The organism is Rhodovulum sp. FJ3, assembly GCF_032918305.1.
In the GTDB taxonomy this organism is placed as follows: Bacteria; Pseudomonadota; Alphaproteobacteria; order Rhodobacterales; family Rhodobacteraceae; genus SAT37.
In genome coordinates this window covers 62,145-84,681 of sequence record NZ_JAWJUU010000004.1, presented here as the reverse complement: position 1 = coordinate 84,681, position 22,537 = coordinate 62,145, and the positions used below count along the sequence as shown (strand labels likewise).

The window sequence follows — 22,537 nt, the reverse complement described above, 5'->3', positions numbered from 1 at the left end:
GGGTTTTACTATGATGCAATAGGTATTTCCTATTGAAATGACTTATTGCAATAGCAAAACCCTTAATGCATTTTGCGACCAAAGTACCGGGATCGGAGGTCTATTGTGATGAGAACACGTGCTGCGGTTGCGCTCGAAGCGGGCAAACCCCTTGAAATTATGGAAGTGAACCTAGACGGCCCCAAGGCCGGTGAGGTTCTGGTCGAGATCAAAGCGACCGGTCTGTGCCACACGGACGAATTCACCCGTTCGGGCGCCGACCCCGAGGGCATTTTCCCCGCCATTCTGGGCCATGAGGGCGCGGGCGTCGTTCTTGAGGTGGGCGAAGGTGTCACCACCCTGAAACCCGGCGATCACGTGATCCCCCTTTATACGCCGGAGTGCCGTGAATGCCCGTCCTGCCTGTCGGGTAAAACCAACCTGTGCACGGCGATCCGTAACACCCAAGGTCAGGGCCTGATGCCCGATGGCACCACGCGGTTCAGCATGCTGGACGGTACGCCGATCCATCACTACATGGGCTGCTCGACCTTTGCGAACCACACGGTCATGCCGGAAATCGCGCTGGCCAAGGTGCGCGACGACGCGCCCTTCGACAAGATTTGCTATATCGGCTGTGGTGTGACGACGGGCATCGGTGCGGTGATCAACACCGCCGGTGTCGAGATCGGATCGACCGCCGCCGTGTTCGGTCTGGGCGGCATTGGTTTGAACGTGATTCAGGGCCTGCGCATGGCCGGTGCGGACAAAATCATCGGCGTCGACCTGAACGACGATAAGGCCGAGATGGCGAAAAAGTTCGGCATGACCCACTTCGTCAACCCGTCCAAGGTTGAGAACACGGTTCAGGCCATCGTTGACATCACCAAAACCGAAAAAGACCAGATCGGCGGCGTGGACTATTCGTTCGACGCAACCGGCAACGTCAAGGTGATGCGCGACGCGCTGGAATGTTCGCACCGCGGTTGGGGTGTGTCGGTGATCATCGGTGTGGCCCCCGCGGGCGCCGAGATTTCGACCCGTCCGTTCCAGCTGGTCACCGGTCGTGTCTGGAAAGGCACCGCATTCGGTGGGGCCAAAGGCCGGACCGACGTGCCCAAGTTCGTCGATTGGTACATGGACGGCAAAATCGAGATCGATCCGATGATCACGCACAATCTGACGCTGGATCAGATCAACGAAGGCTTTGACCTGATGCATGAGGGCAAGTCGATCCGCGCGGTCGTCGAGTTCTAAGCCGCTGCCGAAACGGTGAAAATTCCGAACCCGTCCCTATTCAGGGGCGGGTTTGTTTTTGGTCAGACAGGCGTTGTCGTCCACACCATGGCGGCACAGGAACGTGCGCACGGCCCCGTCGGTGATGCGGTTGATTTCGGCCTCGGAGAATTCGCGCTGAACCCCGAACATCACCTTGGGGAAAATGTCGGCCTTGCACAGTTCGGCGAATTGCGCGGCGGCCAGCGGAATATCGTCAATCGCCAATGCCCCACATTCCACGGCCATGGTCATGTATTTCTCAAGCTCGCTATGCACCCGTCGCGGGCCTGAGTCGTAGAAAATATGGCCCAATTCGGGAAAGCGGTCAGACTCGGCGACGCAGATGCGGAACGTCGCCATCCCAAAGTCCGACACCAGAAACCGCAGCAGATGATCGGCGGCTAGACGCAACATTTCCGAAAACGGCGTTTCCTCGTTGATCAGTGCAATGGCTGACTCCGCCTGCTGGGCGCATTCGGCCTTGATCACCTCGATAAACAACAGGCGTTTGTCGGGGAAATAGTTGTACAGGGTCGCCTTGGACACGTTCGCAACGCGGGCGATATCGTCGACGCTTGCGCCCTCAAAGCCGTCCTTGAGGAACACCTCGCGGGCGCCTTGCAGAACCTGATCGAATTTCCGACCTTTTTTGATACCGTCAGTTAAGGCGTTCATTCCTTGCCCTTTTTGCGGGCCATTAAACGGGAATGACCGAGGTCTCGCAACCTTAATCGCCTTTTAACACGGCTGGGTGATCTGCGCGGTGGGGCTGCTACAGCCTTGGGTCGTGGTGGGCGCAGGGTCGGGATAGGTCAGGTTCGGGAAATCAAAGCCTCCGATGCTGGCCATTGCCTGCGGGGCAAGCAAAGCAGACACAAGCGCGGCGGCGGCAATACGGTGCAGGATGGTCATGGCGTCCTCTTTTGAACTGTTTCGTTCACCTATCTAAACGGACCAGTTTAGATTTCAAGATTAAAATAAACTGAACGGTATAGTTTATTAAATTTCGCCCTTGCGTGTTGGTGTTAGGTTGATATTTTAGAACTATTCTAAATATGGGATTCACCATGATACCCGGATTTGCCCACCGCCGCCGTTTCGATGATCTCAGCGAACAAGAAATCATTGCCCTTGCGATTTCGTCCGAAGAGGACGACGCTCGCATCTATCGCAGTTACGCCGAGCAATTACGCGATGACTTCCCCGAAAGCGCCAAGGTCTTTGACGGCATGGCGTTGGAAGAGGATGAGCATCGCCGCCGTCTTATCGACCTGCACACCGCGCGGTTCGGGGAGGTGATCCCTTTGATCCGGCGCGAACATGTGTCGGGGTTCTATGCACGTCGCCCCGTGTGGTTGGTGCAGAACCTTGGCCTTGATCGCATCCGCCAAGAGGCCGAGATGATGGAGCGCGACGCCGAACGCTTTTATCAGACTGCCGCCGCACGGACGACTGACGCAGACACGCGCAAGCTGCTCGGGGATCTGGCCGCGGCCGAGGCGGGGCATACGGATAAGGCCGCTGATCTGACCGCCCAACACCTTGGGCCCGACGCCATAGCGGCCGAGGGCGATACGGCGCACCGCCAATTCGTCCTGACATGGGTACAGCCCGGTTTGGCGGGGCTGATGGACGGGTCGGTATCAACGCTGGCCCCGATTTTCGCGACCGCCTTCGCGACCCAAGACACGTGGACGACGTTCCTTGTCGGTCTGGCCGCGTCGGTCGGGGCGGGGATTTCCATGGGCTTTACCGAGGCGGCGTCGGATGATGGCGCAATTTCGGGGCGCGGATCGCCCGTCAAACGCGGGATTGCATCCGGCGTCATGACGACGGTCGGGGGGCTCGGCCACGCATTGCCCTATCTGATCCCGCATTTCTGGACCGCGACGATCATCGCCATGGTGGTTGTGTTTGTCGAACTATGGGCCATCGCGTGGATCCAAAAGAAATACATGGACACCCCGTTCCTGCGCGCCGCGTTTCAGGTCGTTGTGGGCGGGGCATTGGTGTTTGCGGCGGGCGTTCTGATCGGCAGTGGCTAGCCGCCCGCCCCGCGCCGTGCTAGGCGTTGGGCATGCTGGCCGTCCTGTTGCAAACATTGCCCTTTTTCGCGTTGATCGGCCTCGGATACGGGGCCGCGCGCACGGGGTTTTTCAACGATCAGGCCACGGCCTATCTGACGAAATTCGTGTTCTATTTTGCCCTGTCGGCGATGCTGATCCGGTTCTCGGCGAACCTGTCTCTGGCTGAGGTCCTGAGCTGGCCCTATATCTGGGCGTATCTCTGCGGGACGATGGCGGTTTATGTCCTGACAACCGGCGTTGCCCTGTTACGTCGCCGTGGTGCCCAAGAGGCCGCGGTCGAGGCGCAATGCGCCGCCATCGGCAATACCGGATTTCTGGGTATTCCGATGCTGACCATGTTGATGGGGCCACAGGCGATTGGTCCCGTTATGATGGCCCTGACCGTCGATCTGGTCGTGTTCAGTAGTTTGATCGTCATCGTCATTACCGCCGCGCGACGCGGTCGGGTGTCCCTGTCGACGCTGGCGTCTGTGGGGGTGGGTCTGGTCAAGAACCCGATGATCGTGTCGATTGCCGTGGGCCTATCGTGGTCGGCGGGTGGACAGCCGATCCCCGGTCCCGTGAACGCCTTTCTTGATCTGCTTGGCGGGGCGGCGACGCCCTGTGCCCTGTTTGCGATCGGGGCGTCTTTGGCCGGTAAATCGGCGGAACGGGTCGCGGTCGCGGGGTGGCTGTCCTTTGCTAAACTGATCCTGCATCCGGCCTGTATCGCGGTATTTGCCCTGTTCGTCTTTCCGGTCGATCCGTTTTCGGCGGCTGTGATGATCGCGGTGGCGTCTCTGCCGGTGGCGGGGAATGTCTATATGCTGGCCCGTCACTACAACGTCGCGCCGCAACGCGTGTCCGGCGCGATCCTGATTTCCACAAGTTTCAGTATTTTAACGGTTTCGGCCATAATCGCGCTTGTGTCTTAGGCCATGTCGCGGCCTACTGCGCGCAAATTTTGAGATAGGATAGAGGGGGCAGAAATGGTCACCACAGTTTCGGAAAACAAATGCTTTGGCGGGACCCAAGGGGTCTATACCCACACGTCCGACGTGCTGGGATGTGATATGACCTTTGGCCTGTTCCTGCCCGAAGAGGCCGCGCATGCGCCGGTGCCCGTGCTGTGGTATCTGTCGGGCCTGACCTGCACCCATGAGAACGCGATGACCAAGGCCGGTGCACAGGTCTGGGCGGCGGAACAGGGCATCGCACTGATCTTCCCCGACACCTCGCCGCGCGGGGATCACGTGGCCGATGACGAGGCCTATGATCTGGGCAAAGGCGCCGGTTTCTATGTGAACGCGACCCAAGACCCATGGGCGCCCCATTTCAAGATGTGGGACTACATCGTTGATGAACTGCCCCGCGTTGTAGATGCGAATTTCGCCGTGGATATGGACCGTCAGGCGATCACCGGCCATTCGATGGGCGGGCACGGCGCGTTGACCATCGCGATGAACAATCCGGGTCGGTACGTCAGCGTTTCGGCCTTTGCCCCCATCGCCAACCCGACCCAGTCCGATTGGGGCCGTAAACAACTGACCGCCTATCTGGGCGAGGATCAGGGCGAATGGGCACGCCATGATGCGACCTTGCTGATGGCCGAGGTCGGCTTTGACGGGCCGGTCCTGATCGACCAAGGCGCAAGCGATCAGTTCCTTGAGCTGCTGAAACCGGAATCCCTGTCCCAAGCGATGGCGGCCAAACGCCAAGAGGGCACGTTCCGTATGCAAAAGGGCTATGACCACAGCTATTTCTTTGTCAGCACCTTTATGGAAGAGCACATCGCCTTCCATGCCGAGGCTCTGTACGGGTGATCTACGTTGATGCGGATGCCTGCCCGGTCAAGGCCGAGGTCGAGCGCGTCGCGACGCGCAACAAGGTGCCGGTGCGTCTGGTGGCCAATGGCGGCATCCGCCCCTCGCAAAACCCGCTGATCGAGGTCGTCTATGTGTCCCAAGGACCGGACGAGGCCGACAAGTGGATCGCGGAAAACGCGGGTGTGGGCGATGTGGTGATCACCGCCGATATCCCGCTGGCCGCGAAATGCGTTGAGGCGGGCGCGCATGTCCTGCGCCACGACGGTCAGGACATCACCCATGCCAATATCGGCAACATTCTGGCGACCCGCGACCTGATGCAGGATCTGCGCGCGGCCGACCCGTTTCGCCAAGGGGGCGGGCGTCCGTTTTCCAAGGCCGACCGTTCACGGTTTCTGGATGCGCTGGAACGGGCTTTGCGTAAAGCGGGGAATTCGCGTTAGGATCATCCCAACAATAGATGAGGGGTGGCATGACGGTCGATCTGATCCCGTTCGACGCGGAAAAATACATGACATGGGCAGGGTTATGCGACGCGTTCGACGCGGGCCACAAACGTCCCCGCGCACAGGTCGATGATACCTTTATCCGCCGCGATCCGGACACCGTTTTGTCGCGCACGGCGTGGATTGACGGGATGGGGTTGCTGGTCAAAACCGCCACGATCTTTCCGGGCAATCCCGCGCAAGACCGTGCCTCGATCAACGGGGCGGTGAACCTGTACTCAGACGGGGACGGGACATTGCAGGCGCTGATCGACTTTCATCTTGTGACCAAATGGAAAACCGCGGGCGATAGTCTCTGGGCCGCGTCCAAACTGGCCCGCAAGGACAGCCGCAAAATCCTGTTGGTCGGTGCGGGCACCGTCGCGCACTCCCTTTATGATGCGTATCAGAGCCTGTTTCCCGACGCCGAATTCACCGTCTGGAACCGCAGCACCCAAGGCGCCCGTCGTCTTGCCGCCGCCCGTCCCAAGGTCGCGATCGCAACCGATCTGCAAACGGCGGTTGAGGGCGCGGATATTATTTCCTGCGCCACCATGTCGACCGCGCCGTTGATCCACGGAGATTGGCTGCGCCCCGGTCAGCACGTCGATCTGATCGGGGCCTACCGCGCCGATATGCGCGAGGTGGACGATGCCGCGATCACGCGCGGAACGCTGTTCGTGGACAACCGCGACACGACGATTGACCATATTGGCGAACTCAAAATCCCTATCGCGAACGGGGTCATCACCCCCGATGCGGTGATCGCCGATTATTATGACATGGCGGGCGGGACGTTCGCGCGCACCTCGGACGATCAGATCACAATTTTCAAAAACGGGGGCGGGGCGCATCTGGATTTGATGACCGCCGATTACATCCAAGAGGTCTGGCGCAACAGATGATGGGTTGGGTGTTTCTGTTACTTGGTGTTTTGGTTGGAACCTATTTTGCGGCGCGGGCGGCGTTGCGATCCCCCGATATATCCGCCGCACCGGGGCGCATGGCCGACCTGTCCCAAGGGCGCACGCATTACCGGTGGAACGGCCCCCTGAACGGGCCGGTGGTGGTCTGTGTGCATGGGGTGACGTCGGGCAGTTTCGTGTGGCAGCCGTTGATCCGGTCGCTGAACATGATGGGCTTTCGCGTGCTCAGCTATGATCTCTACGGTCGGGGCTATTCCGATGCGCCGCGCGGACGGCAGAGCACGGATTTCCACCTGCGACAACTGACGGACCTCTTGGACGATCAGAACGTAGAGGGGCCTGTGACCCTGATCGGCTATTCCATGGGCGGCACGATTGCCGCGCGGTTTGCGGCGACGCATCCGGACCGTGTGGAGCGTCTGGTCCTGCTCTGCACCGCGGGGTTCGGGGTCAAACTGCCGCGCCTGATCCGTTGGTGCGCACGGGTGCCGGTTCTGGGTGACTGGTGGATGGGGGTGCTTGGCGGGGCAGCTATGCGGCGCGACCTGCGCACCAAACCCTACGCCGAGGATTTTCCGAACATCGCGCGCGCGCAGATCGCGGACACCTACCGGCGCGGCTATGCTGGTGCGGTGATCAGCAGTGCGCGCCATTGCCTGCGCTCCCGCCAGGACGGGGCGCATCGCACCATCGCGGCGGCGGGTATTCCGGTTCTGGCGATCTGGGGGGGACGCGACGGGGTGATCCCCGACACCGCGCCCGGTGCCTTGGCCGTGGCGGACCATCACGCGCGCCACGGCACGGTGGATGAGGCCGACCATGCACTGCCGTTCACGCATGTGGCCGATTTTATCCCGACGTTGCAGGTGTTCCTGCGCGAAACCTAGGCGGGCAGGGCGGCGGACCGCTGTTCCCGGACGGGCAGGTGCAGAATTGCCGAGAACGCGCCGACACCCACGCCGACCCACCAGACCAGATCATAGGTCCCGTAGAGATCATAGAGACGCCCGCCCAGCCACACGCCGATAAAGCTACCGATCTGGTGGGACAGGAACACGATGCCATAAAGCGTCCCCATATAGCGCAGCCCGTAAATATGCGCGACCAACCCCGAGGTCAGAGGCACCGTCGCCAACCACAGCGACCCCATCGCGATTGAGAACACGATCACGGTCAGGGGCGTCATCGGCAGGATAATGAACATCCCCGCGACTACTGTCCGAGCAAGGTAGATGCCCGCCAGCAGGTATTTTTTCGTGTACCGCTTGCCCAGCCACCCCGCGTAAATCGTGCCCACGATATTGGTCAGGCCGATCAGGGAAATCGAAATCGCCCCAAGCGCCGAAGTCGTGCCGATCCCGAGGCTGGCCAAAACGCCGCTGGGGTCAATCGCGCCACAGGCCTCCGCGACAAAGGCCGGAAAATGCGCGGTGATGAACCCGAGCTGATACCCGCATGAGAAAAAGCCGAGGAAAATCAGGATATAGGACGGATCGCGCAGGGCCGTGCCAAGGATCTGCCCCATGGATTGTTCCAATTCCGCGCGGGTGGCGGGGGGCGTGGGGCTGCGCATAAAGGGCAGCACGATCAGAACGGCAAGGATCAGCGCGGCAAAGATCAAAAACACGTTCTGCCACGGCATAAAGCCCAGCATCCATTCGGCCGCCGGTGCCCCGAACACCTGCCCCGCTGACCCTGCCGCCGTCGCAATCCCGAGGGCAAGGGAGCGGTGCTCGTCGCTTGCCGCGCGGCCAACCACCGCCAGAATGACGCCAAAACCTGTGCCCGCGACGCCGAACCCCACCAGAATTTCCAGCATCTGCATTTCCAGAGGCGTCATCGCATAGGCCGACAGGACCAGACCGCCCGCATAGAACAGCGCGCCAAGGATGATCGCCTTGCGGTCGCCAAACCGTTCGGCAATCGCGCTAAAAATCGGCTGACCAATGCCCCATGCTAGGTTCTGAACGGCGATCGCAAAGGAAAACTCGGCCCGCATCCATCCGAAGTCTTCGGCAATCGGGATCTGAAACACGCCAAAGCTTGCCCGAATGGCAAAGCCGACCATGATCACCAGACAGCCGGCGATCAAAACGGGCGAAAACAGGCGGGATTGGGCGTCGGTCATGTGAGATCCTCCAAGGCCGCGACAATGCGAGCGGCCTTACGATACGTCAATCACGACGTACCGTAAAAATGCTGCGCCCGCATCGAAATTTCGTGTGAACCCTTTTCTTGGCGGGAACTGCGCCGTAAGTGAATGGCATGTACGACACGTTGCGCGAAAAATACGATCGTCGGGTTCAGGCCGGCGAAATCCATGCCGATCCGGGCCAGTTGGCGGTGCTGGAGCCGCTAGAGGCTGTGCGCCGCGCGGTTGAGGATGCCGCCGGGGAAAAGCGCGGCTTTAGCCTGTTTCGCAAAAAGGCCGCACCGATCAAGGGTCTGTATTTGTGGGGCGGGGTCGGGCGCGGTAAATCCATGCTGATGGATTTCTTTTTCGAAAACGTGGCCATTCCTGAAAAGCGCCGCGTGCATTTCCATGCGTTCATGCAGGACATCCATACCCGCCTGCACCATGTGCGCCAGTCGGGCGCGGCGGATGCGTTGAAACCCGTCGCCGAAGAGGTCGCCAAGGACGCGCGTCTGTTGTGTTTTGACGAGATGCAGGTGACCGACATCACCGATGCGATGATCGTCGGGCGTCTGTTTGGGTTGCTGTTTGAAAACGGTGTCACGGTTGTGACGACGTCCAACCGCGTGCCCGAGGACCTGTACAAGGACGGGTTGCAACGCGACCGTTTCCTGCCGTTTATCGCGCTGTTGCAGGAACGGCTGAACGTGCATCATCTGGCCTCGCCCACCGATTACCGCCAGAACCGCCTGTCGGGGGCCGAGGTCTATTTCGCCCCCGCCGACGCCAGCGCGCGGCAGGCGATGCAGGACATCTGGGAAGACTTCACCGGTGGTGAGGGCGGTCCACTGACCCTGCGGGTCAAGGGGCGCGATGTGGTGATCCCCCAGTTCAAGAACGGCATCGGGCGTGCGACGTTCTGGGATCTGTGTTCCAATGCCCTCGGCCCCGGTGATTATCTTGAGATCGCGAACGCCGTTCGGGTTCTGATATTGGAAGACATCCCGACGCTTGGGCGGAATAATTTCAATGAGGCGAAACGCTTTGTGACCCTGATTGACGCGCTTTATGAAGCCAAGGTGCGGTTTATCTGCTCGGCCGCGGCGATCCCCGAAATGCTGTATGTCGAGGGAACCGGTGCGTTCGAATTCGAACGCACCGCAAGTCGCCTGCGGGAAATGCAGGATGCCGATTGGGGCCGTGAGGCCTAGTCGCCCATCGGCGTGCAAAGTTCCACAAGGAACCCATTGGGATCAATGACGTATGCCGTTGTTTGTCCCCATGGCTCGTCGCGGGGCGCCTGCTTTTCCGTGGCGCCTGCGGCAATCGCCGCCTGCATCGCGCCCGCAACATCATCCGTTTCAAAGGCCAGTTCGAACAGGGGCGCGGCGGGGTCGGCGGTGCCGGGCGTTTTGCCCAGTTGCGCCATTAACTCTTTGGCGGAAAAGGCCAGTTTCGTGTCGCCGGTTTTCAATTCACCGTACTGACCGGATTCATGCAGGAACAGACGTTCGAACCCGAATGCGGTTTGGTAAAATGTCAGAGTCTCTTCGACATTATCAACGTAAAGAATCGCGTAACGGAATTTCATAAAGCACCTCTTACAACTGTGGTGCGTTATGCCTAACCGTTCTCTTTCAGGATTTCACCCGCCAAGTAGAGCGAACCGCAAATCAGGATGCGCGCGTTCGGTGTCTCGGCGACGATATCGGTGATCGCGGTCATGACATTCTCCGATTGAACGGCGTTCATTCCGGCATCACGGGCGGCGGCGGCGGTTGCCTCGGCCGGTAGGGTGGCTTCGGATCCCGGAATGCTGACGGCATAGAGTTTCTGCGCACTGGCGGCCAGTGGGCGCAGGTATCCGCCGATGTCCTTGGTGTTCAACATCCCGCAGATCATGAACAGCGGACGTTCCGGCAGACGCGTCAATGCCTCGGCCAGCGCGTCACCGGCGGCGGGGTTGTGCCCGCCGTCCAGCCACAGTTCGGCGCGATCCGCCGCGTCCACCAGCGGGCCGTGGCGCAGACGTTGCATCCGCGCGGGCCATTCGGCCTTGGCCACGGCGGCCTCACACGCGGCCTCGTCAAAGCCCAGAACGCGCAGGGCCGCAACCGCCGCGCCCGCATTTTGAACCTGATGCGCACCGATGAGGGCGGGCAGGGGCAGGTCCAACAGGCCCGTTTCGTCCTGATAGATCAGGCGACCGCGCTCTTCCCAGACGTGCCAGTGTTGACCATAGGCAAAGATCGGCGCGCCCAGCTTGGCCGCCGTGGTCTCAATCACGTCCATGGCCTCATCCTGTTGGGGGCCGACGACAACGGGGACGCCGCGTTTGATGATGCCCGCCTTTTCGCCCGCAATCGCGGTCAGGGTGTTGCCAAGAAATTGCTCATGGTCGATCGAAATCGGCGTGATGATCGACACGGCGGGTGTGTCGATCACGTTGGTCGCGTCCAGACGACCGCCCAAACCGACCTCAAGCAGCGTGTAATCCGCAGGGGTGCGCGCAAAGGCCAACAGGCCCGCGACGGTCGTGATCTCGAAATAGGTGATGTTTTCACCGCCGTTCTGAACGTAACATTCGTCCAGAATTTCGGTCAGATGATCCTCGGAAATCAGATCACCGGCCAAACGGATGCGTTCATGAAACCGTGCCAGATGCGGCGACGTATAGGCATGCACGGATTTCCCCGCACCTTCCAATCCCGCGCGGATCATGGATTGGGTCGACCCCTTGCCGTTCGTGCCCGCGATATGGATCACGGGCGGCAGGTCGTTTTGTGGATTGCCAAGCGCGCCCAGCAACCGCCACACCCGATCCAGTGTCAGGTCAATCACCTTGGGGTGCAGCCCCATCATGCGCGACAGGATTACATCAGACCCTTGGGCCATGGCATTTCCCCTTGGTGGGTGGCCGATCAGGCCTTGTCTGCGGGTTCTTCTGCGGGGGCCGGTTCCGCGGGCGCGGGCAGTTCGCCTTTGATCGCGGGGGGCTGACCCATCAGCATACGGATGATCGTGATCAGTTCATCACGCATTTCGGGCCGCGCGGTCACGCGGTCCAGCATCCCGTGATCCAGCAGATATTCCGCGCGCTGGAACCCTTCGGGCAGCTTTTCGCGGATGGTCTGTTCGATCACGCGGGGCCCCGCGAAACAGATCAGCGCGTTGGGTTCGGCAATCTGTACATCGCCCAGCATCGCATAGGACGCTGTCACGCCACCGGTCGTGGGGTGGGTCAGAACGACGATATAGGGCAGGCCCGCCTCTTTCAGCATCTCAACCGCCACGGTCGAGCGCGGCATCTGCATCAGGGACAGGATGCCCTCTTGCATCCGCGCGCCACCCGCAGCCGAGAACAGGATCAACGGACGGCCCAATTCGACGGCACGCTCGGCAGCGGCCACAATGGCGTTGCCCACATACATGCCCATTGACCCGCCCATAAAGCTAAAGTCCTGCGCGGCGGCCACGATCGGGGTGCCGCCCATCTGACCCTCGGCGACCAACATCGCCTCGGCCTCGCCCGTGTTTTTCTGGGCGGCCTTCATGCGGTCGGGGTATTTTTTCTGGTCTTTGAACTGCAGCGGGTCGGCCACGGGCGCCTTGACCTTGACCTCGGTAAAGACACCGCCGTCAAACAGGTTGTCGAACCGTTCACGCGGCGTGATGGCCATGTGGTGGCCACAGCTGGTGCAGACGTTCAGGTTGTCGGTCAGTTCGCGGTGGAACAGCATCGTGCCGCACTCATCACACTTGCGCCACAGGTTTTCCGGCACCTCGCGGCGGGAAAACAGCGAGTTGATCTTGGGGCGAACGTAATTCGAAATCCAGTTCATACGGGCCTAACCTATAACGCTTTGGTCGCACCCGAAATAAGCGGGCGCGCGGGGAATTGCAATCGGCCTATCGGGATAGGACGCGGATCAACACCCGCCACAGCACGAACATTAGCACAAACTCGATCAAAAGCCCGCCCGTGGCGTCCATTTCCGTAATATCGGCCTGTGTCCGGAACAGGGCATAGCCCGTCAACGTCCCCGATTGCGCGATGAACAGCATGGCAAAACAGTTGTTGACGAAGTGAAACGCCATCGCCGCCCCGATGTTGCCGGTGCGCCGCGTCAGGTCCAGCGCCATCAGGCCAAACAGCGTCGCCCACAAAACGACCAACCATCCCTGCGCGCCCAGTTCGGGATTGTAATGCAGCAGACCGAAAATCACCGAGGGGATGACCGCCCAGATCCAGCCGCTGCGAAACCGTGCGGCCAACTGTTGGGGTAGATAGGCGCGGAACAACAGTTCCTCGGCGGTGATCTGGATCAGGATCAGGAACAGGGCCATCGGCAGGATCCACATCCAGCCCGCTGCATCCATGTTCTGGATCGGCTGTTCGGATGCGTAATAGATCGCGCCGGAAATCACATAGACAGGCAGCAGAACCGCCAAGGCGCGCCCGAAACTGCGGAAAAACGGCGCGCGTGGCCCAAACAGGGTAAAGGGCGACCGGTAATGACAGGCGGGTGTGGCGATGAACGGCCCCAGAAACATCCCCACAAAGGTCAGCAACACCACCGTCATCGCGGCGGGCGTCGCTGGCTTCACCAGTCCCATGATGAACCCGAAATATTCCAGCGGTCCCTTGATCGGATAGAGGGCGACGAAAATCACGGCCGTCGCCGCCGCATAGACAAACAGGATCAACAACAGCCCGACCAAGAGGCGCCAGATTTGCGCATAGGGCTGGGCGGGGGCGATGTAGGCGTTAAAGGCTCGGGGGCGCATGGGGTCCTGCTCTGGTTTTCAGGTGACGCTAGCGAAGGCGTGCGCAAACGGCAACGGTCAGGGCGCGCGGTTTGTCGCCATTGTGCTTTTGAGGGCCTTGTCCCGATGGGCCGCGACGGGTATCCGCGTGCCATGATGCATTTGGGACGGATCATTGCGGGCGCTGCTGTATTGGCGCTGTTGGGGGGATGTCTGACGGTTGCGGGCCGCGCGCCGGTGACGCGTGTGGACATTGTGCCGGGCGACTTGGCGTTGGGCGCGCCGGGGGGCTATTGCGTCGATCATTCCCGAAACCAGCGAGGTCAGGACTCGGTCTTTGTCCTCTTGGCCAGTTGTGCCGCCATTTCCGGCGATCCGGCCCAGCCGCGTCCGGTGTTTCCGGCCATCCTGACCGCGACCGTGGATCTGCAACCTATTACGGCCGAAAGTTTCGCTGAAATCCGTGAGGCCCTGCCGGAATATTTTGCCCGCGCGGACATCCGCGCCACCCTGTCGCGCGACGGCACCGCCCAAAGCATCGAGTTACTGACCGCCGAGCAAACCGGCGACATGTTTATCCTGCACGCCCGCGACAGCAGTCAGGACGCCTCGCCCGCGCTGGCCGAGGATTTGTGGCGCGCCCTGTACCTTGAGCGCGGATATCTGGTTTCTGTGACCCTCTTGGCCCTCAGCGACCGACCGATTTCCGATCAGGCCGCGCGCCGCACCTTGGCCGAGTTCGTGTCCGCCACCCGCCGCGCCAATCGGCAGGGCGAAACGGGGTAAACGGGTTTTTCACACAAAAACACGATGTTATGCGAAACATTATCACGCACTAGGGTTGGTTGTTTCCCGTTTGGGGATAATATGGTGCACGGGATTCGGGTTAAATAGATAGGAAAGACGCGGGGATGAACCTTCGGTCAGTGGCTGACAATATTTTGCTGAAACGGACGGTACGCCGGTTGGCCCGCGCCGCCGATGCCGCGAAAACCGAAGATTTCGCCACGTTGCGGACCTCGCGCAACCGCGCGCGCGAGGTGCGCCGCCAGATTGAAAAGCTGTTGTTCGTGGCCGACACGCGCCTGACACTGCCGCGGATCGGGTCCAATGCGTTTCAACGTCCTGTGGGGTCCGATTGGGGATACCGCCCGCAATTGTGGCGCGGCCCCCTGACGCCCGTCGGGGCCGCCGCCGTCGAAAGTCGCACCGAAATCGGGGACGAGGCGACGATCTTTCACGACTGTCAGCTGTCTGAACTGACCTATCGACAGGTGCGCAACACGCGTGAGGCGGATTTGGCGCCGTTCGGCCTGCGTCTGGACGTGTTCAAATTCGACGGCTCGTTTCTGTCGCTGGTGGTGAACATGCCGCCCGAGGGGACCGAGGGTCTGCGCAAACGCCACCTTGTGCGGGTGGATGCGATTGTCGAGTTGGAAAAGCCGCTGGAAATTTTTGCGCGGCTCAACATTCAGCACGGGCCCAACACGGAACAGATCGTGCGCGAACTGCCCTTGAACAGCGGCGATATCTTTGTCGAATTCGATCTGGCCTATACCAACCTGAACGAAAAGCGGGTGGAAAAGATGTGGCTGGACCTGATTTTCGAAGGGCCGGAAATGAACCAGATTACCCTGCGCGACGTCACGATAAGCCGTCGCCCGCGGGCCGAACTATAGGGGTGCGCGATGACTGAGGCCACTTTGACCAAAACCCGTTTCGTGTCCGGTGTGTGGGAGGGCGTTCTGGAAATGACGCCCGAAAACGCCGCGCCGACGGACATTGTCGTGCGCCATCTGGGGACCGAAGTTCCGGATGTCACCGTCACCCAAGATGAGGTGAACCAAGGCCGGTATTGGGTCAAGGTCCCGATTCCGGTGACGGCGATCGGCGACGGGATTCAGACGTTCGTCTTCCATGCCCGCGCGGATGATACGGTTCTGAACAGCTTTGCCTTGGTCGCGGGGGAACCTCTGGCCGACGATCTGCGGGCCGAGATTGATTTGCTGCGCGCCGAACTCGACATGCTGAAAAAGGCGTTCCGCCGTCACTGTGTCGAAACCATGTGACCGGCCCGCGCGGGTGACGCGGCGTTGTGCGTGACAAAGCGCGCGCCGCCGTCAATCTTCGCCCCCAAGGGAGAAGAACATGACGCAATACCCGCACCTGATGGCCCCGCTTGATCTGGGCTTTACCACGCTGAAAAACCGGATCCTGATGGGGTCCATGCATACGGGCCTTGAGGAACGGGGCGACTGGGATCGTGTGGCCGAATTCTATGGCACGCGGGCGCGGGGCGGCGTTGGCCTTATCGTGACGGGTGGCATGGCACCGAATGCCGAGGGCGGCGTGTTCCCCGGTGCGGCGGGTCTGTTCAGCGATCAGGACATTGCAAATCATCGCCGCGTGACGGACCGTGTCCACGCCGAGGGCGGCAAGATCGCGATGCAGATCCTGCATGCGGGGCGCTATGCCTATGGGCCCGATTGCGTGGCCCCCAGCGCGATCAAATCCCCGATTTCGCCGTTTCCCCCGCGTGAGTTGGACGAAGAGGGCATCGAAAAGCAGATCGCCGATATCGTCACCGCCGCCACCCGCGCCCAAGAGGCGGGCTATGACGGGGTCGAGATCATGGGGTCCGAGGGCTATTTCCTGAACCAGTTTCTGGTCGCGCATACCAACCACCGCACGGATCGCTGGGGCGGTAGCTATGAAAACCGTATGCGTCTACCGGTAGAGGTCGTGCGCCGTGTCCGTGCCGCCGTTGGCCCCGATTTCATCGTGATTTTCCGCCTGTCGATGATCGATCTGGTGCCGAACGGGTCCACCCATGATGAGGTCGTTGAGCTGGCCCGCGCGGTTGAGGCGGCGGGTGCCACCATCATCAACACCGGCATCGGCTGGCATGAGGCGCGCGTGCCCACCATCGCGACCAGCGTCCCGCGCCGCGCCTTTGCATGGGTGACGCAAAAGCTGCGGGGGAAGGTCGGCATTCCCGTCATCACCTCGAACCGGATCAACACCCCCGAGGTCGGCGAACAGGTTCTGGCGGATGGCTGCGCCGATATGATCAGCATGGCGCGCCCGTTCTTGGCCGATCCCGATTTTGTGGCCAAGGCCGCGGCGGGACGTGCGGATGAAATCGCGCCCTGTATCGCCTGCAATCAGGCCTGTCTGGACCATACCTTTAGCGGCAAGATCAGTAGCTGTCTGGTCAACCCGCGCGCGGGGTTTGAAACCGAAATCACGATCACCCCGACAGATGCGCCGAAATCCATCGCCATTGTCGGCGCGGGGCCTGCGGGCATGGCGACCGCCATCACGGCGGCGCAACGCGGGCATAAGGTGACCCTGTTTGAACAGTCGGATCATATTGGCGGACAACTGAACCTTGCCAAGCAAATCCCAGGGAAAGAGGAATTTCACGGGCTGGTCGCGTGGTTTGACACGATGTTGGACCGCTCAGGCGTAGACCTGCGCCTGAACACGCGCGCGGATGCGGCGGCCTTGGCGGGCTTTGACACGGTGATCGTTGCGACCGGTGTTGCCCCGCGTGATCCAGGCATTCCAGGCGCGGATCGGGGTAACGTCGTGGGCTATGCCGATATCCTGTCCGGTCGTGCGACGGCGGGGGACCGCGTGGCCATCATCGGTGCGGGCGGCATCGGGTTCGATGTGGCCGAGTATCTGGCCCATGAGGGAGAGAGCACCGCGTTGGACCTGCCCGCATGGATGGCCGAATGGGGCGTCACCGACCCCGAGGCGCATCGCGGCGGTCTGGTGCCGACCGGCCCCGCGCCCGAACCATCGGCCCGCGACATCCACCTGTTACAGCGTAAGGCCGAAAAACCGGGCAAGCGGTTGGGCAAGACCACCGGCTGGATTCACCGCGCCGCGCTCAAGGCCAAGGGCGTCAAAATGCTGGGCGGGGTGAGTTATGCGGGCATTGACGACGACGGTCTGCACCTGATGACCGGACCCGATGGCAGCACGCCCAAGGTCCTACCTGTCGACACCGTTGTTCTGTGCGCCGGTCAGGTCAGCGTGCGCGATCTGGCCGATGAATTGGGCGCGGATCGGGACGTCCATGTCATCGGCGGCGCGGACGTTGCGGCGGAACTGGACGCAAAACGTGCGATAGATCAAGGCGTTAGACTGGCCGCACAACTATAGTTAACGGTTTCGAAAGGCGCGACAGTCGTTGCGAATACCGCAGTAATGTCTGCGCCTTTCCCCATTGTTGCCAGATTTCACCCAAATAAACGCATGAACAACCGATGTGTTTGAAGGGTGCAAGATGGACCGATTGACCGAAATGGAAGCGTTCGCCACCGTTGTGGATCAGGGCGGCTTTACCGATGCGGCCAAAAAGATGGGGATTTCGAAATCGGCGGTTTCGAAGCATGTCTCCTCGCTTGAGGCCCGACTTGGCGCGCGCCTTTTGAACCGGACAACGCGCCGCGTTTCGCCGACGGAAATCGGTCTGGTTTACTACGACCGCGCCCGCCGTGTTCTGAATGATGCAGGCGAGGCCGACGCGATCGTTACCTCTATGCAATCCGCGCCGTCGGGTCTGTTGCGGATTTCGGTTGCCACGGATTTCGGTGTGAATCACCTGTCGCCGGTGATTGGCGAGTTCCTCAAGGAATACCCAGACATCACCGTGAACATGGTTCTGAACAACCGATATGTCGAACTGATCTCCGAAGGGTTCGATATGGCCGTCCGCGTGGGCGAGCTTGAGGATAGCACGCTGCGCGCCCGCAAGTTGACCGAGACGACCAAACGCATGATCGGTTCGCCGTCCTATTTCCAGAAATACGGACGCCCGCAACGGATCGACGATCTGAACGAACACAAGCTGCTGCATTATTCCAATCAGGCGGCGGGTAACGTCTGGCGTCTGACCGCACCGTCGGGCGAACGTCGCCAAATCCGCACCGCCGGTTGGTTGTCGGTGAACGACGGGCAATCCTTGCTGAACGCGGCGATTTCGGGTCTGGGCATCGCCTATCTGCCCAGTTTCCTGTACCGCGAGGCGATGGAACAGGGTCTGGTCGAAGAAGCCATCCCCAGCCTGCCGGGTGAATCCCTAGGGATCTACGCCGTCTACCCACCGGGGCGGTTCACCCAGCCCAAGGTGCGCGCGTTTATTGATTTTCTTGTCGCCAGCTTTGCAGACAAGGGTCCCGAAATCTGGTGATCTGAACGGGGTTCATCCTGCCGACTGTCATAGGGCAGGGTTATTGGGTCGAGGTCAGTATGACTTCGACCCTTCTGTTTTCGGTGCGCCCGTTTTCCGTCAGGTTCGTGGACAGCGGCGACAGATACCCCACGCCGTCGGCCTGCATCTGATCCGCAGGCACGCCAAGGCCACTTGCCAGATAGGCCATCACCGACTCGGCCCTGCGTTTGGACAGGGCGACATTCCCGTCCAGCGCACCCACCGCATCCGTATGCCCAACCAGTGTCACGCGGCGGTCAGGGTTGTTGCGCAGATAGGTCGCCAGTTCGATCAAGGTGGCGGTGTCCTCTGTGCTCAGCTCGGACGAACCGGGGGCGAATTCTACGTCGCTCAGGACCACATGGCCTGTGGTTTCCAGCATCTCGTGCAAATCGCCGGCTGTGACGGGCAGGTTGTCCAGATCTGGCGTCTTGGTTGAGGTCGTCGAAGGCACCAAGGCCTCGGCATCCGCCGGGGCGACATGGGTGATCTGGATGAACCCGCGCTGCATCGAACGGCTGACCAGCACGCCCAGAACCTCGGGGCCGCTGTCGGCCTCGCGGCGCAGGGTGACATAGCGGAAATCGCCAAGGTTCACGTGCATCACCGGTTCGGGCAGCACGTCCATCGCGTACCGGAAATCATAGCCGCCACATGCCGCCGTGTCGCATTCATAGATCACCTGAAACCCGTCGCCGGTCAGTTGATCACGCAGCGGCGTCAGGATTTGGAGCGTCGTCAGGGCCGCGTCGGACAGGTGAAACGCGCTCTGGCTAAAGGCGCCTTCGGTCGCCAAGGTGGGCAGAGCGCCATCTTGGTAGGGGCCGGTGGCAAAGGCATGGCTGCCGACCGGTTCGGTGCGGGTGTCGACCACGCGCGCCGCACCGGGCAGGTCAAGGACCAGCGCGGACGCCGGAACCGCACAAAGACCCAGACAGGCCGCATATGCCACCCCGCGCCACATTACCGATGGGCACCGTGATAGGCGTCGTTGGGCTGCATCTCGGTGGCGGCGGCAACGCGGTTGGTCATGTTGAAAAATGCCGCGACCGAGGCGATGTCGAAAATCTCACGATCAGAGAAGCCCACCTCGCGCAGGGCCGCGCGGTCGGGGTCGTCAATGCGGTCGGGCGTTTCGGTCAGCTTGAACGCGAAATCCAGCATCGCGCGTTGTTTGCCGGTGATCTTGGCCACGCGATAGTTCATCACCATCGCCTCACCCAATTTCGGATCGCCCGACAATTCCCGAACCGCCGCGCCATGGGCCACCTGACAATACCAGCACCGGTTGGCCGAACTGACCACGACCGCGATCATCTCGCGTTCCAGTTTGCTCAGCCCGCTGTCGCCCAGCATCAGGTCATTGTACATCGCCGTGAACGTGTTCAGTTTCTCGATGTCAAAGGCATAGGCCTGCAGGACATTGGGGATCATGCCCAGCTTGTCCTGACAGATATCGAAATACTTCTGCGTCTCTGGGGGCAGGGGATCCAGCATCGGCAGGTCCAGCGCCATGATAGGGGCGGTTTCGGTCATTCCGTGTCCTTTTGCGCGGGTTTCGCGCGGTAATGGTACTGTCCGACGACCTGCATATTCAAGTTTTCATATAGGGCCAGCGCCCCCGCGTTCCCCCGCGTCACAAGGACCGACAGGGTGGTTGCGCCGTTCGCCTTGGCCCAGCACGCGGCGGCGCGCATCATGTTGACCGCCACCCCGCGCCGTCGCCGCTCGGGCGCAACGGTGAGGGCATGGACGTATGCGGCTTCGCCGTGGATCGCCGCAAACCCCGCACCGGCGGCGCGATCATCGGTGCGGCCAAGGATGCTGGTCTTCGGATCGCAGGACCGCTCCATCACGTTGATCCGCGCGGGTCCAATGCCGCCCGCGTCCCAGATATCCAGCATGATTTGCAACGGCGGCCAGACGGTAAAGGCCGAGATCGGTTCGGGCGGAATGGCCAGCGTGTCGATATCCCCGCGTAGGATCACCACCGGATCAACGATCTGATAGCCGCGCGCGTCCAGTTCTGCGTCAAACGCTTTTTGCCCGTCCTTGACCATGAACAGGGGCGGCTGGTTCAGCGCGGCCATCGCGCCCTCGGCCCCCTCAATCGCGGCTGGATCGAAATCCCCGTCCAGTGTCGCCGCCGACACGCGTTGCCCGCCGCCCAGCCCCGTGCGAATGGTCCAAGGGCCGATGCGCTCGGCCTTGGCGGGGGACCACGTCGCCTCGGCCTCTAGATACAGGGCGGGGTCGGTGCTCATGCGGGGAACAGATGGGCCAGTTTTGACATCGCCGCGTCGATCTGGCCTGCGTCCGTGCCACGGATCACGATGTTGGACCCATAGGCGCCGTTTTCCTGAAACGGATAGGACCCGATCGAAAGGTCGGGAAATTCGGCGGCCAGTGTAGACAGGGGACCGGCAATTTCGCCTTCGCCACGATCAATGCGCCACGATTGGCTGAGCATCGGTGCGCCGCCCGTCAGGGTTGGCAGGACAGAGGCGACCATCGCCTGAAACACCGAAGGAACGCCGGCCATCACGTGGACATTGCCGATGGTAAAGCCGGGCGCAATCGACACAGGGTTTTCGATCAATGTCGCGCCGTCGGGGATGCGCGCCATGCGCTGACGCGCGTCATTGAATTCCCGCCCCGAGCGCGCGTAATGCGCGGCCAATAGGTCATAGGCGTCTTGGCGGATGCCGATAGGGGTGTCGAACGCGGCGGCGACGGCCTCGGCGGTGATGTCGTCATGGGTCGGGCCAATCCCGCCCGAGGTGAACACGTTGTCATAGGCCGCGCGCAGGGCATTGACCGCCCCGATGATCGCGTCGGCATCATCGGACACCACCCGCGCCTCGGCCAAGGTGATCCCGTTTTTGGTCAGCTCCCCCGCCAGATAGTGCATGTTCGAATCCCGCGTCCGACCGGACAGGATTTCATCACCAATGATCAGGATGGCGGCGGTGGGGTTCGGCATCGGCGTGTTCCTTATGACGTGCAGGGCAAAGATATCGGTCCCGTGGCTGGCGGCAAGGGCAGGTGTACAGTGTTTCGCGTTGATAAGCGGGAAAATGGTGATACCACCGGCCTATGGACTTTGCGACGCCCCTGATCCCCGCCCGATTGATCAAACGCTATAAACGGTTTCTGGCCGATTGCCGGTTGGACGACGGCCAAGAGATAACCGCCCATTGCGCCAATCCAGGCTCGATGATGGGGCTGGCCGAACCGGGGATGCGGGTGTGGCTGGAACCCAATGACGATCCCAAGAAAAAGCTGAAATATGGCTGGCGTCTGGTCGATCACGAAAATGGCCATTTCACCGGCGTGGATACCTCTGTGCCCAATCGCGCCCTGCGTCAGGCATTGATGGATCGTACGATACCCGAACTGGCCGCCTATGACACCGTCCGGCCTGAGGTCAAATATGGCGAAAACAGCCGGATTGATTTCCTGCTGTCGTCGCCCGATCTGCCTGACGTTTATGTGGAGGTGAAGTCGGTCACGCTTTGTCGTCAATCCGGTCTGGCCGAGTTTCCCGATAGTGTCACCGCGCGCGGGGCCAAGCATCTGGATGAACTGGTCAAGGTCATGGAGACGGGCGCGCGGGCGATGATGCTCTATCTCATCCAGCGCACCGATTGTGACCGGTTCGACGTGGCCCGCGACATTGATCCGACCTATGCCGCGAAATACGACGCGGCCTGCGCGGCAGGGGTCGAGGTGCTGTGCTATGACACCGTAATTTCGCCGAGCGGGGTCACGATTGGGCGGAAACTGCCCCCCGCGCCCTTGTAATCCGGCGTCAGGGACTGGTGTTTCGGACGCGCGCGTTTTATTTAGGCG

General features: G+C 61.2%; 25 protein-coding genes. 14 read left to right on the top strand and 11 right to left on the bottom strand.

Annotated features, from left to right (window positions below; genetic code table 11):
* Nucleotides 1-108 precede the first annotated feature (108 nt).
* A complete protein-coding gene (locus tag R1W00_RS12160) occupies nt 109-1,236 on the top strand; it encodes an S-(hydroxymethyl)glutathione dehydrogenase/class III alcohol dehydrogenase (protein WP_317263020.1) in 1,128 nt (375 codons plus the stop codon).
* A gap of 36 nt (nt 1,237-1,272) precedes the next feature.
* Here R1W00_RS12160 and R1W00_RS12155 read toward each other — a convergent pair whose 3' ends face one another.
* Both R1W00_RS12155 and R1W00_RS12150 read right to left on the bottom strand, forming a co-directional pair.
* The gene (locus R1W00_RS12155) at nt 1,273-1,932 is read right to left on the bottom strand and encodes a TetR/AcrR family transcriptional regulator (protein WP_317263019.1); all 660 of its coding nucleotides are present in this window, start codon (nt 1,930-1,932) and stop codon (nt 1,273-1,275) included.
* 63 nt (nt 1,933-1,995) lie between these two features.
* Nucleotides 1,996-2,169 carry a hypothetical protein gene (locus tag R1W00_RS12150; protein WP_317263018.1) on the bottom strand — a complete coding sequence of 58 codons (174 nt, stop codon included), beginning with the start codon at nt 2,167-2,169 and terminating at the stop codon, nt 1,996-1,998.
* Nucleotides 2,170-2,324: 155 nt separating this feature from the next.
* On the opposite strand from R1W00_RS12150, the gene mbfA reads away from it, so the two are divergent.
* Genes mbfA through R1W00_RS12120 form a run of 6 tightly spaced genes read left to right on the top strand, consistent with a single transcriptional unit; the run spans nt 2,325 to nt 7,447 of the window.
* On the top strand, nt 2,325-3,302 hold the full coding sequence (mbfA, locus tag R1W00_RS12145) for an iron exporter MbfA (protein ID WP_317263017.1): 978 nt from the start codon (nt 2,325-2,327) through the stop codon (nt 3,300-3,302).
* A 32-nt stretch (nt 3,303-3,334) separates the two neighbouring features.
* A complete protein-coding gene (locus R1W00_RS12140) occupies nt 3,335-4,258 on the top strand; it encodes an AEC family transporter (protein WP_317263016.1) in 924 nt (307 codons plus the stop codon).
* A gap of 54 nt (nt 4,259-4,312) precedes the next feature.
* On the top strand, nt 4,313-5,146 hold the full coding sequence (fghA, locus tag R1W00_RS12135; RefSeq protein ID WP_317263015.1) for an S-formylglutathione hydrolase: 834 nt from the start codon (nt 4,313-4,315) through the stop codon (nt 5,144-5,146).
* Nucleotides 5,143-5,592, top strand: coding sequence for a YaiI/YqxD family protein (locus tag R1W00_RS12130; RefSeq protein ID WP_317263014.1), 450 nt, complete (start codon nt 5,143-5,145; stop codon nt 5,590-5,592). Before fghA ends, R1W00_RS12130 begins: the two co-directional genes overlap by 4 nt.
* Nucleotides 5,593-5,621: 29 nt before the next feature.
* The gene (locus R1W00_RS12125) at nt 5,622-6,539 is read left to right on the top strand and encodes an ornithine cyclodeaminase (RefSeq protein ID WP_317263013.1); all 918 of its coding nucleotides are present in this window, start codon (nt 5,622-5,624) and stop codon (nt 6,537-6,539) included.
* A gap of 8 nt (nt 6,540-6,547) precedes the next feature.
* Nucleotides 6,548-7,447: an alpha/beta hydrolase gene (locus R1W00_RS12120; RefSeq protein ID WP_317263012.1), complete on the top strand. Its 900-nt coding sequence runs from the start codon at nt 6,548-6,550 to the stop codon at nt 7,445-7,447.
* Here R1W00_RS12120 and R1W00_RS12115 read toward each other — a convergent pair.
* Nucleotides 7,444-8,688, bottom strand: a complete 1,245-nt coding sequence (locus R1W00_RS12115; RefSeq protein ID WP_317263011.1) for an MFS transporter — start codon at nt 8,686-8,688, stop codon at nt 7,444-7,446. The two genes, R1W00_RS12120 and R1W00_RS12115, sit on opposite strands and share 4 nt — an antisense overlap.
* Nucleotides 8,689-8,825: 137 nt before the next feature.
* Between R1W00_RS12115 and zapE the strand changes: the two genes are divergently transcribed.
* Entirely contained in the window at nt 8,826-9,905 is a 1,080-nt protein-coding gene (zapE, locus tag R1W00_RS12110; protein ID WP_317263010.1) for a cell division protein ZapE, read from the top strand.
* On the opposite strand, the gene R1W00_RS12105 is transcribed toward zapE, so the two are convergent.
* From R1W00_RS12105 to R1W00_RS12090, 4 genes are all read right to left on the bottom strand, one after another.
* Entirely contained in the window at nt 9,902-10,285 is a 384-nt protein-coding gene (locus tag R1W00_RS12105; protein WP_317263009.1) for a VOC family protein, read from the bottom strand. The two genes, zapE and R1W00_RS12105, sit on opposite strands and share 4 nt — an antisense overlap.
* A gap of 32 nt (nt 10,286-10,317) precedes the next feature.
* Nucleotides 10,318-11,589 (bottom strand): folylpolyglutamate synthase/dihydrofolate synthase family protein, encoded by a 1,272-nt coding sequence (locus R1W00_RS12100; protein ID WP_317263008.1) that lies wholly within the window; start codon nt 11,587-11,589, stop codon nt 10,318-10,320.
* 26 nt (nt 11,590-11,615) lie between these two features.
* Nucleotides 11,616-12,536: an acetyl-CoA carboxylase, carboxyltransferase subunit beta gene (gene accD / locus R1W00_RS12095; RefSeq protein ID WP_317263007.1), complete on the bottom strand. Its 921-nt coding sequence runs from the start codon at nt 12,534-12,536 to the stop codon at nt 11,616-11,618.
* A gap of 67 nt (nt 12,537-12,603) precedes the next feature.
* Nucleotides 12,604-13,482: a type II CAAX endopeptidase family protein gene (locus tag R1W00_RS12090; RefSeq protein ID WP_317263006.1), complete on the bottom strand. Its 879-nt coding sequence runs from the start codon at nt 13,480-13,482 to the stop codon at nt 12,604-12,606.
* Between the two features lie 105 nt (nt 13,483-13,587).
* Here R1W00_RS12090 and R1W00_RS12085 point away from each other — a divergent pair, with 105 nt between their 5' ends.
* The 5 genes from R1W00_RS12085 to R1W00_RS12065 all read left to right on the top strand — a co-directional run bounded on the left by R1W00_RS12085 (nt 13,588) and on the right by R1W00_RS12065 (nt 18,664).
* Nucleotides 13,588-14,247 carry a hypothetical protein gene (locus tag R1W00_RS12085; protein WP_317263005.1) on the top strand — a complete coding sequence of 220 codons (660 nt, stop codon included), beginning with the start codon at nt 13,588-13,590 and terminating at the stop codon, nt 14,245-14,247.
* A gap of 125 nt (nt 14,248-14,372) precedes the next feature.
* Nucleotides 14,373-15,140: a DUF6478 family protein gene (locus R1W00_RS12080; protein ID WP_317263004.1), complete on the top strand. Its 768-nt coding sequence runs from the start codon at nt 14,373-14,375 to the stop codon at nt 15,138-15,140.
* A gap of 9 nt (nt 15,141-15,149) precedes the next feature.
* Nucleotides 15,150-15,530 (top strand): hypothetical protein, encoded by a 381-nt coding sequence (locus R1W00_RS12075; RefSeq protein ID WP_317263003.1) that lies wholly within the window; start codon nt 15,150-15,152, stop codon nt 15,528-15,530.
* A gap of 79 nt (nt 15,531-15,609) precedes the next feature.
* Nucleotides 15,610-17,634 (top strand): NADPH-dependent 2,4-dienoyl-CoA reductase, encoded by a 2,025-nt coding sequence (locus R1W00_RS12070; RefSeq protein WP_317263002.1) that lies wholly within the window; start codon nt 15,610-15,612, stop codon nt 17,632-17,634.
* Between the two features lie 124 nt (nt 17,635-17,758).
* Nucleotides 17,759-18,664 (top strand): LysR family transcriptional regulator, encoded by a 906-nt coding sequence (locus R1W00_RS12065; protein ID WP_317263001.1) that lies wholly within the window; start codon nt 17,759-17,761, stop codon nt 18,662-18,664.
* 40 nt (nt 18,665-18,704) lie between these two features.
* Here R1W00_RS12065 and R1W00_RS12060 read toward each other — a convergent pair whose 3' ends face one another.
* The 4 genes from R1W00_RS12060 to R1W00_RS12045 are packed head-to-tail and all read right to left on the bottom strand — an operon-like array spanning nt 18,705 to nt 21,668.
* Entirely contained in the window at nt 18,705-19,637 is a 933-nt protein-coding gene (locus R1W00_RS12060) for an OmpA family protein (RefSeq protein WP_317263000.1), read from the bottom strand.
* A gap of 11 nt (nt 19,638-19,648) precedes the next feature.
* Entirely contained in the window at nt 19,649-20,221 is a 573-nt protein-coding gene (locus R1W00_RS12055; protein ID WP_317262999.1) for a peroxidase-related enzyme, read from the bottom strand.
* Nucleotides 20,218-20,949 carry a GNAT family N-acetyltransferase gene (locus R1W00_RS12050; RefSeq protein ID WP_317262998.1) on the bottom strand — a complete coding sequence of 244 codons (732 nt, stop codon included), beginning with the start codon at nt 20,947-20,949 and terminating at the stop codon, nt 20,218-20,220. Before R1W00_RS12050 ends, R1W00_RS12055 begins: the two co-directional genes overlap by 4 nt.
* On the bottom strand, nt 20,946-21,668 hold the full coding sequence (locus tag R1W00_RS12045; protein ID WP_317262997.1) for a competence/damage-inducible protein A: 723 nt from the start codon (nt 21,666-21,668) through the stop codon (nt 20,946-20,948). Before R1W00_RS12045 ends, R1W00_RS12050 begins: the two co-directional genes overlap by 4 nt.
* A 113-nt stretch (nt 21,669-21,781) precedes the next feature.
* Between R1W00_RS12045 and sfsA the strand changes: the two genes are divergently transcribed.
* The gene (gene sfsA, locus R1W00_RS12040; protein ID WP_317262996.1) at nt 21,782-22,489 is read left to right on the top strand and encodes a DNA/RNA nuclease SfsA; all 708 of its coding nucleotides are present in this window, start codon (nt 21,782-21,784) and stop codon (nt 22,487-22,489) included.
* Nucleotides 22,490-22,537 lie beyond the last annotated feature (48 nt).

Excerpts from the sequence above, each read along its gene's own strand:
- R1W00_RS12160 (WP_317263020.1), top strand. The coding sequence starts at position 109 with ATGAGAACACGTGCTGCGGTTGCGCTCGAAGCGGGCAAACCCCTTGAA.
- R1W00_RS12155 (WP_317263019.1), bottom strand. The coding sequence starts at position 1,932 with ATGAACGCCTTAACTGACGGTATCAAAAAAGGTCGGAAATTCGATCAG.
- R1W00_RS12150 (WP_317263018.1), bottom strand. The coding sequence starts at position 2,169 with ATGACCATCCTGCACCGTATTGCCGCCGCCGCGCTTGTGTCTGCTTTG.
- mbfA (WP_317263017.1), top strand. The coding sequence starts at position 2,325 with ATGATACCCGGATTTGCCCACCGCCGCCGTTTCGATGATCTCAGCGAA.
- R1W00_RS12140 (WP_317263016.1), top strand. The coding sequence starts at position 3,335 with ATGCTGGCCGTCCTGTTGCAAACATTGCCCTTTTTCGCGTTGATCGGC.
- fghA (WP_317263015.1), top strand. The coding sequence starts at position 4,313 with ATGGTCACCACAGTTTCGGAAAACAAATGCTTTGGCGGGACCCAAGGG.
- R1W00_RS12125 (WP_317263013.1), top strand. The coding sequence starts at position 5,622 with ATGACGGTCGATCTGATCCCGTTCGACGCGGAAAAATACATGACATGG.
- R1W00_RS12115 (WP_317263011.1), bottom strand. The coding sequence starts at position 8,688 with ATGACCGACGCCCAATCCCGCCTGTTTTCGCCCGTTTTGATCGCCGGC.
- zapE (WP_317263010.1), top strand. The coding sequence starts at position 8,826 with ATGTACGACACGTTGCGCGAAAAATACGATCGTCGGGTTCAGGCCGGC.
- R1W00_RS12105 (WP_317263009.1), bottom strand. The coding sequence starts at position 10,285 with ATGAAATTCCGTTACGCGATTCTTTACGTTGATAATGTCGAAGAGACT.
- R1W00_RS12100 (WP_317263008.1), bottom strand. The coding sequence starts at position 11,589 with ATGGCCCAAGGGTCTGATGTAATCCTGTCGCGCATGATGGGGCTGCAC.
- accD (WP_317263007.1), bottom strand. The coding sequence starts at position 12,536 with ATGAACTGGATTTCGAATTACGTTCGCCCCAAGATCAACTCGCTGTTT.
- R1W00_RS12090 (WP_317263006.1), bottom strand. The coding sequence starts at position 13,482 with ATGCGCCCCCGAGCCTTTAACGCCTACATCGCCCCCGCCCAGCCCTAT.
- R1W00_RS12085 (WP_317263005.1), top strand. The coding sequence starts at position 13,588 with ATGGGCCGCGACGGGTATCCGCGTGCCATGATGCATTTGGGACGGATC.
- R1W00_RS12080 (WP_317263004.1), top strand. The coding sequence starts at position 14,373 with ATGAACCTTCGGTCAGTGGCTGACAATATTTTGCTGAAACGGACGGTA.
- R1W00_RS12075 (WP_317263003.1), top strand. The coding sequence starts at position 15,150 with ATGACTGAGGCCACTTTGACCAAAACCCGTTTCGTGTCCGGTGTGTGG.
- R1W00_RS12070 (WP_317263002.1), top strand. The coding sequence starts at position 15,610 with ATGACGCAATACCCGCACCTGATGGCCCCGCTTGATCTGGGCTTTACC.
- R1W00_RS12065 (WP_317263001.1), top strand. The coding sequence starts at position 17,759 with ATGGACCGATTGACCGAAATGGAAGCGTTCGCCACCGTTGTGGATCAG.
- R1W00_RS12055 (WP_317262999.1), bottom strand. The coding sequence starts at position 20,221 with ATGACCGAAACCGCCCCTATCATGGCGCTGGACCTGCCGATGCTGGAT.
- R1W00_RS12050 (WP_317262998.1), bottom strand. The coding sequence starts at position 20,949 with ATGAGCACCGACCCCGCCCTGTATCTAGAGGCCGAGGCGACGTGGTCC.
- R1W00_RS12045 (WP_317262997.1), bottom strand. The coding sequence starts at position 21,668 with ATGCCGAACCCCACCGCCGCCATCCTGATCATTGGTGATGAAATCCTG.
- sfsA (WP_317262996.1), top strand. The coding sequence starts at position 21,782 with ATGGACTTTGCGACGCCCCTGATCCCCGCCCGATTGATCAAACGCTAT.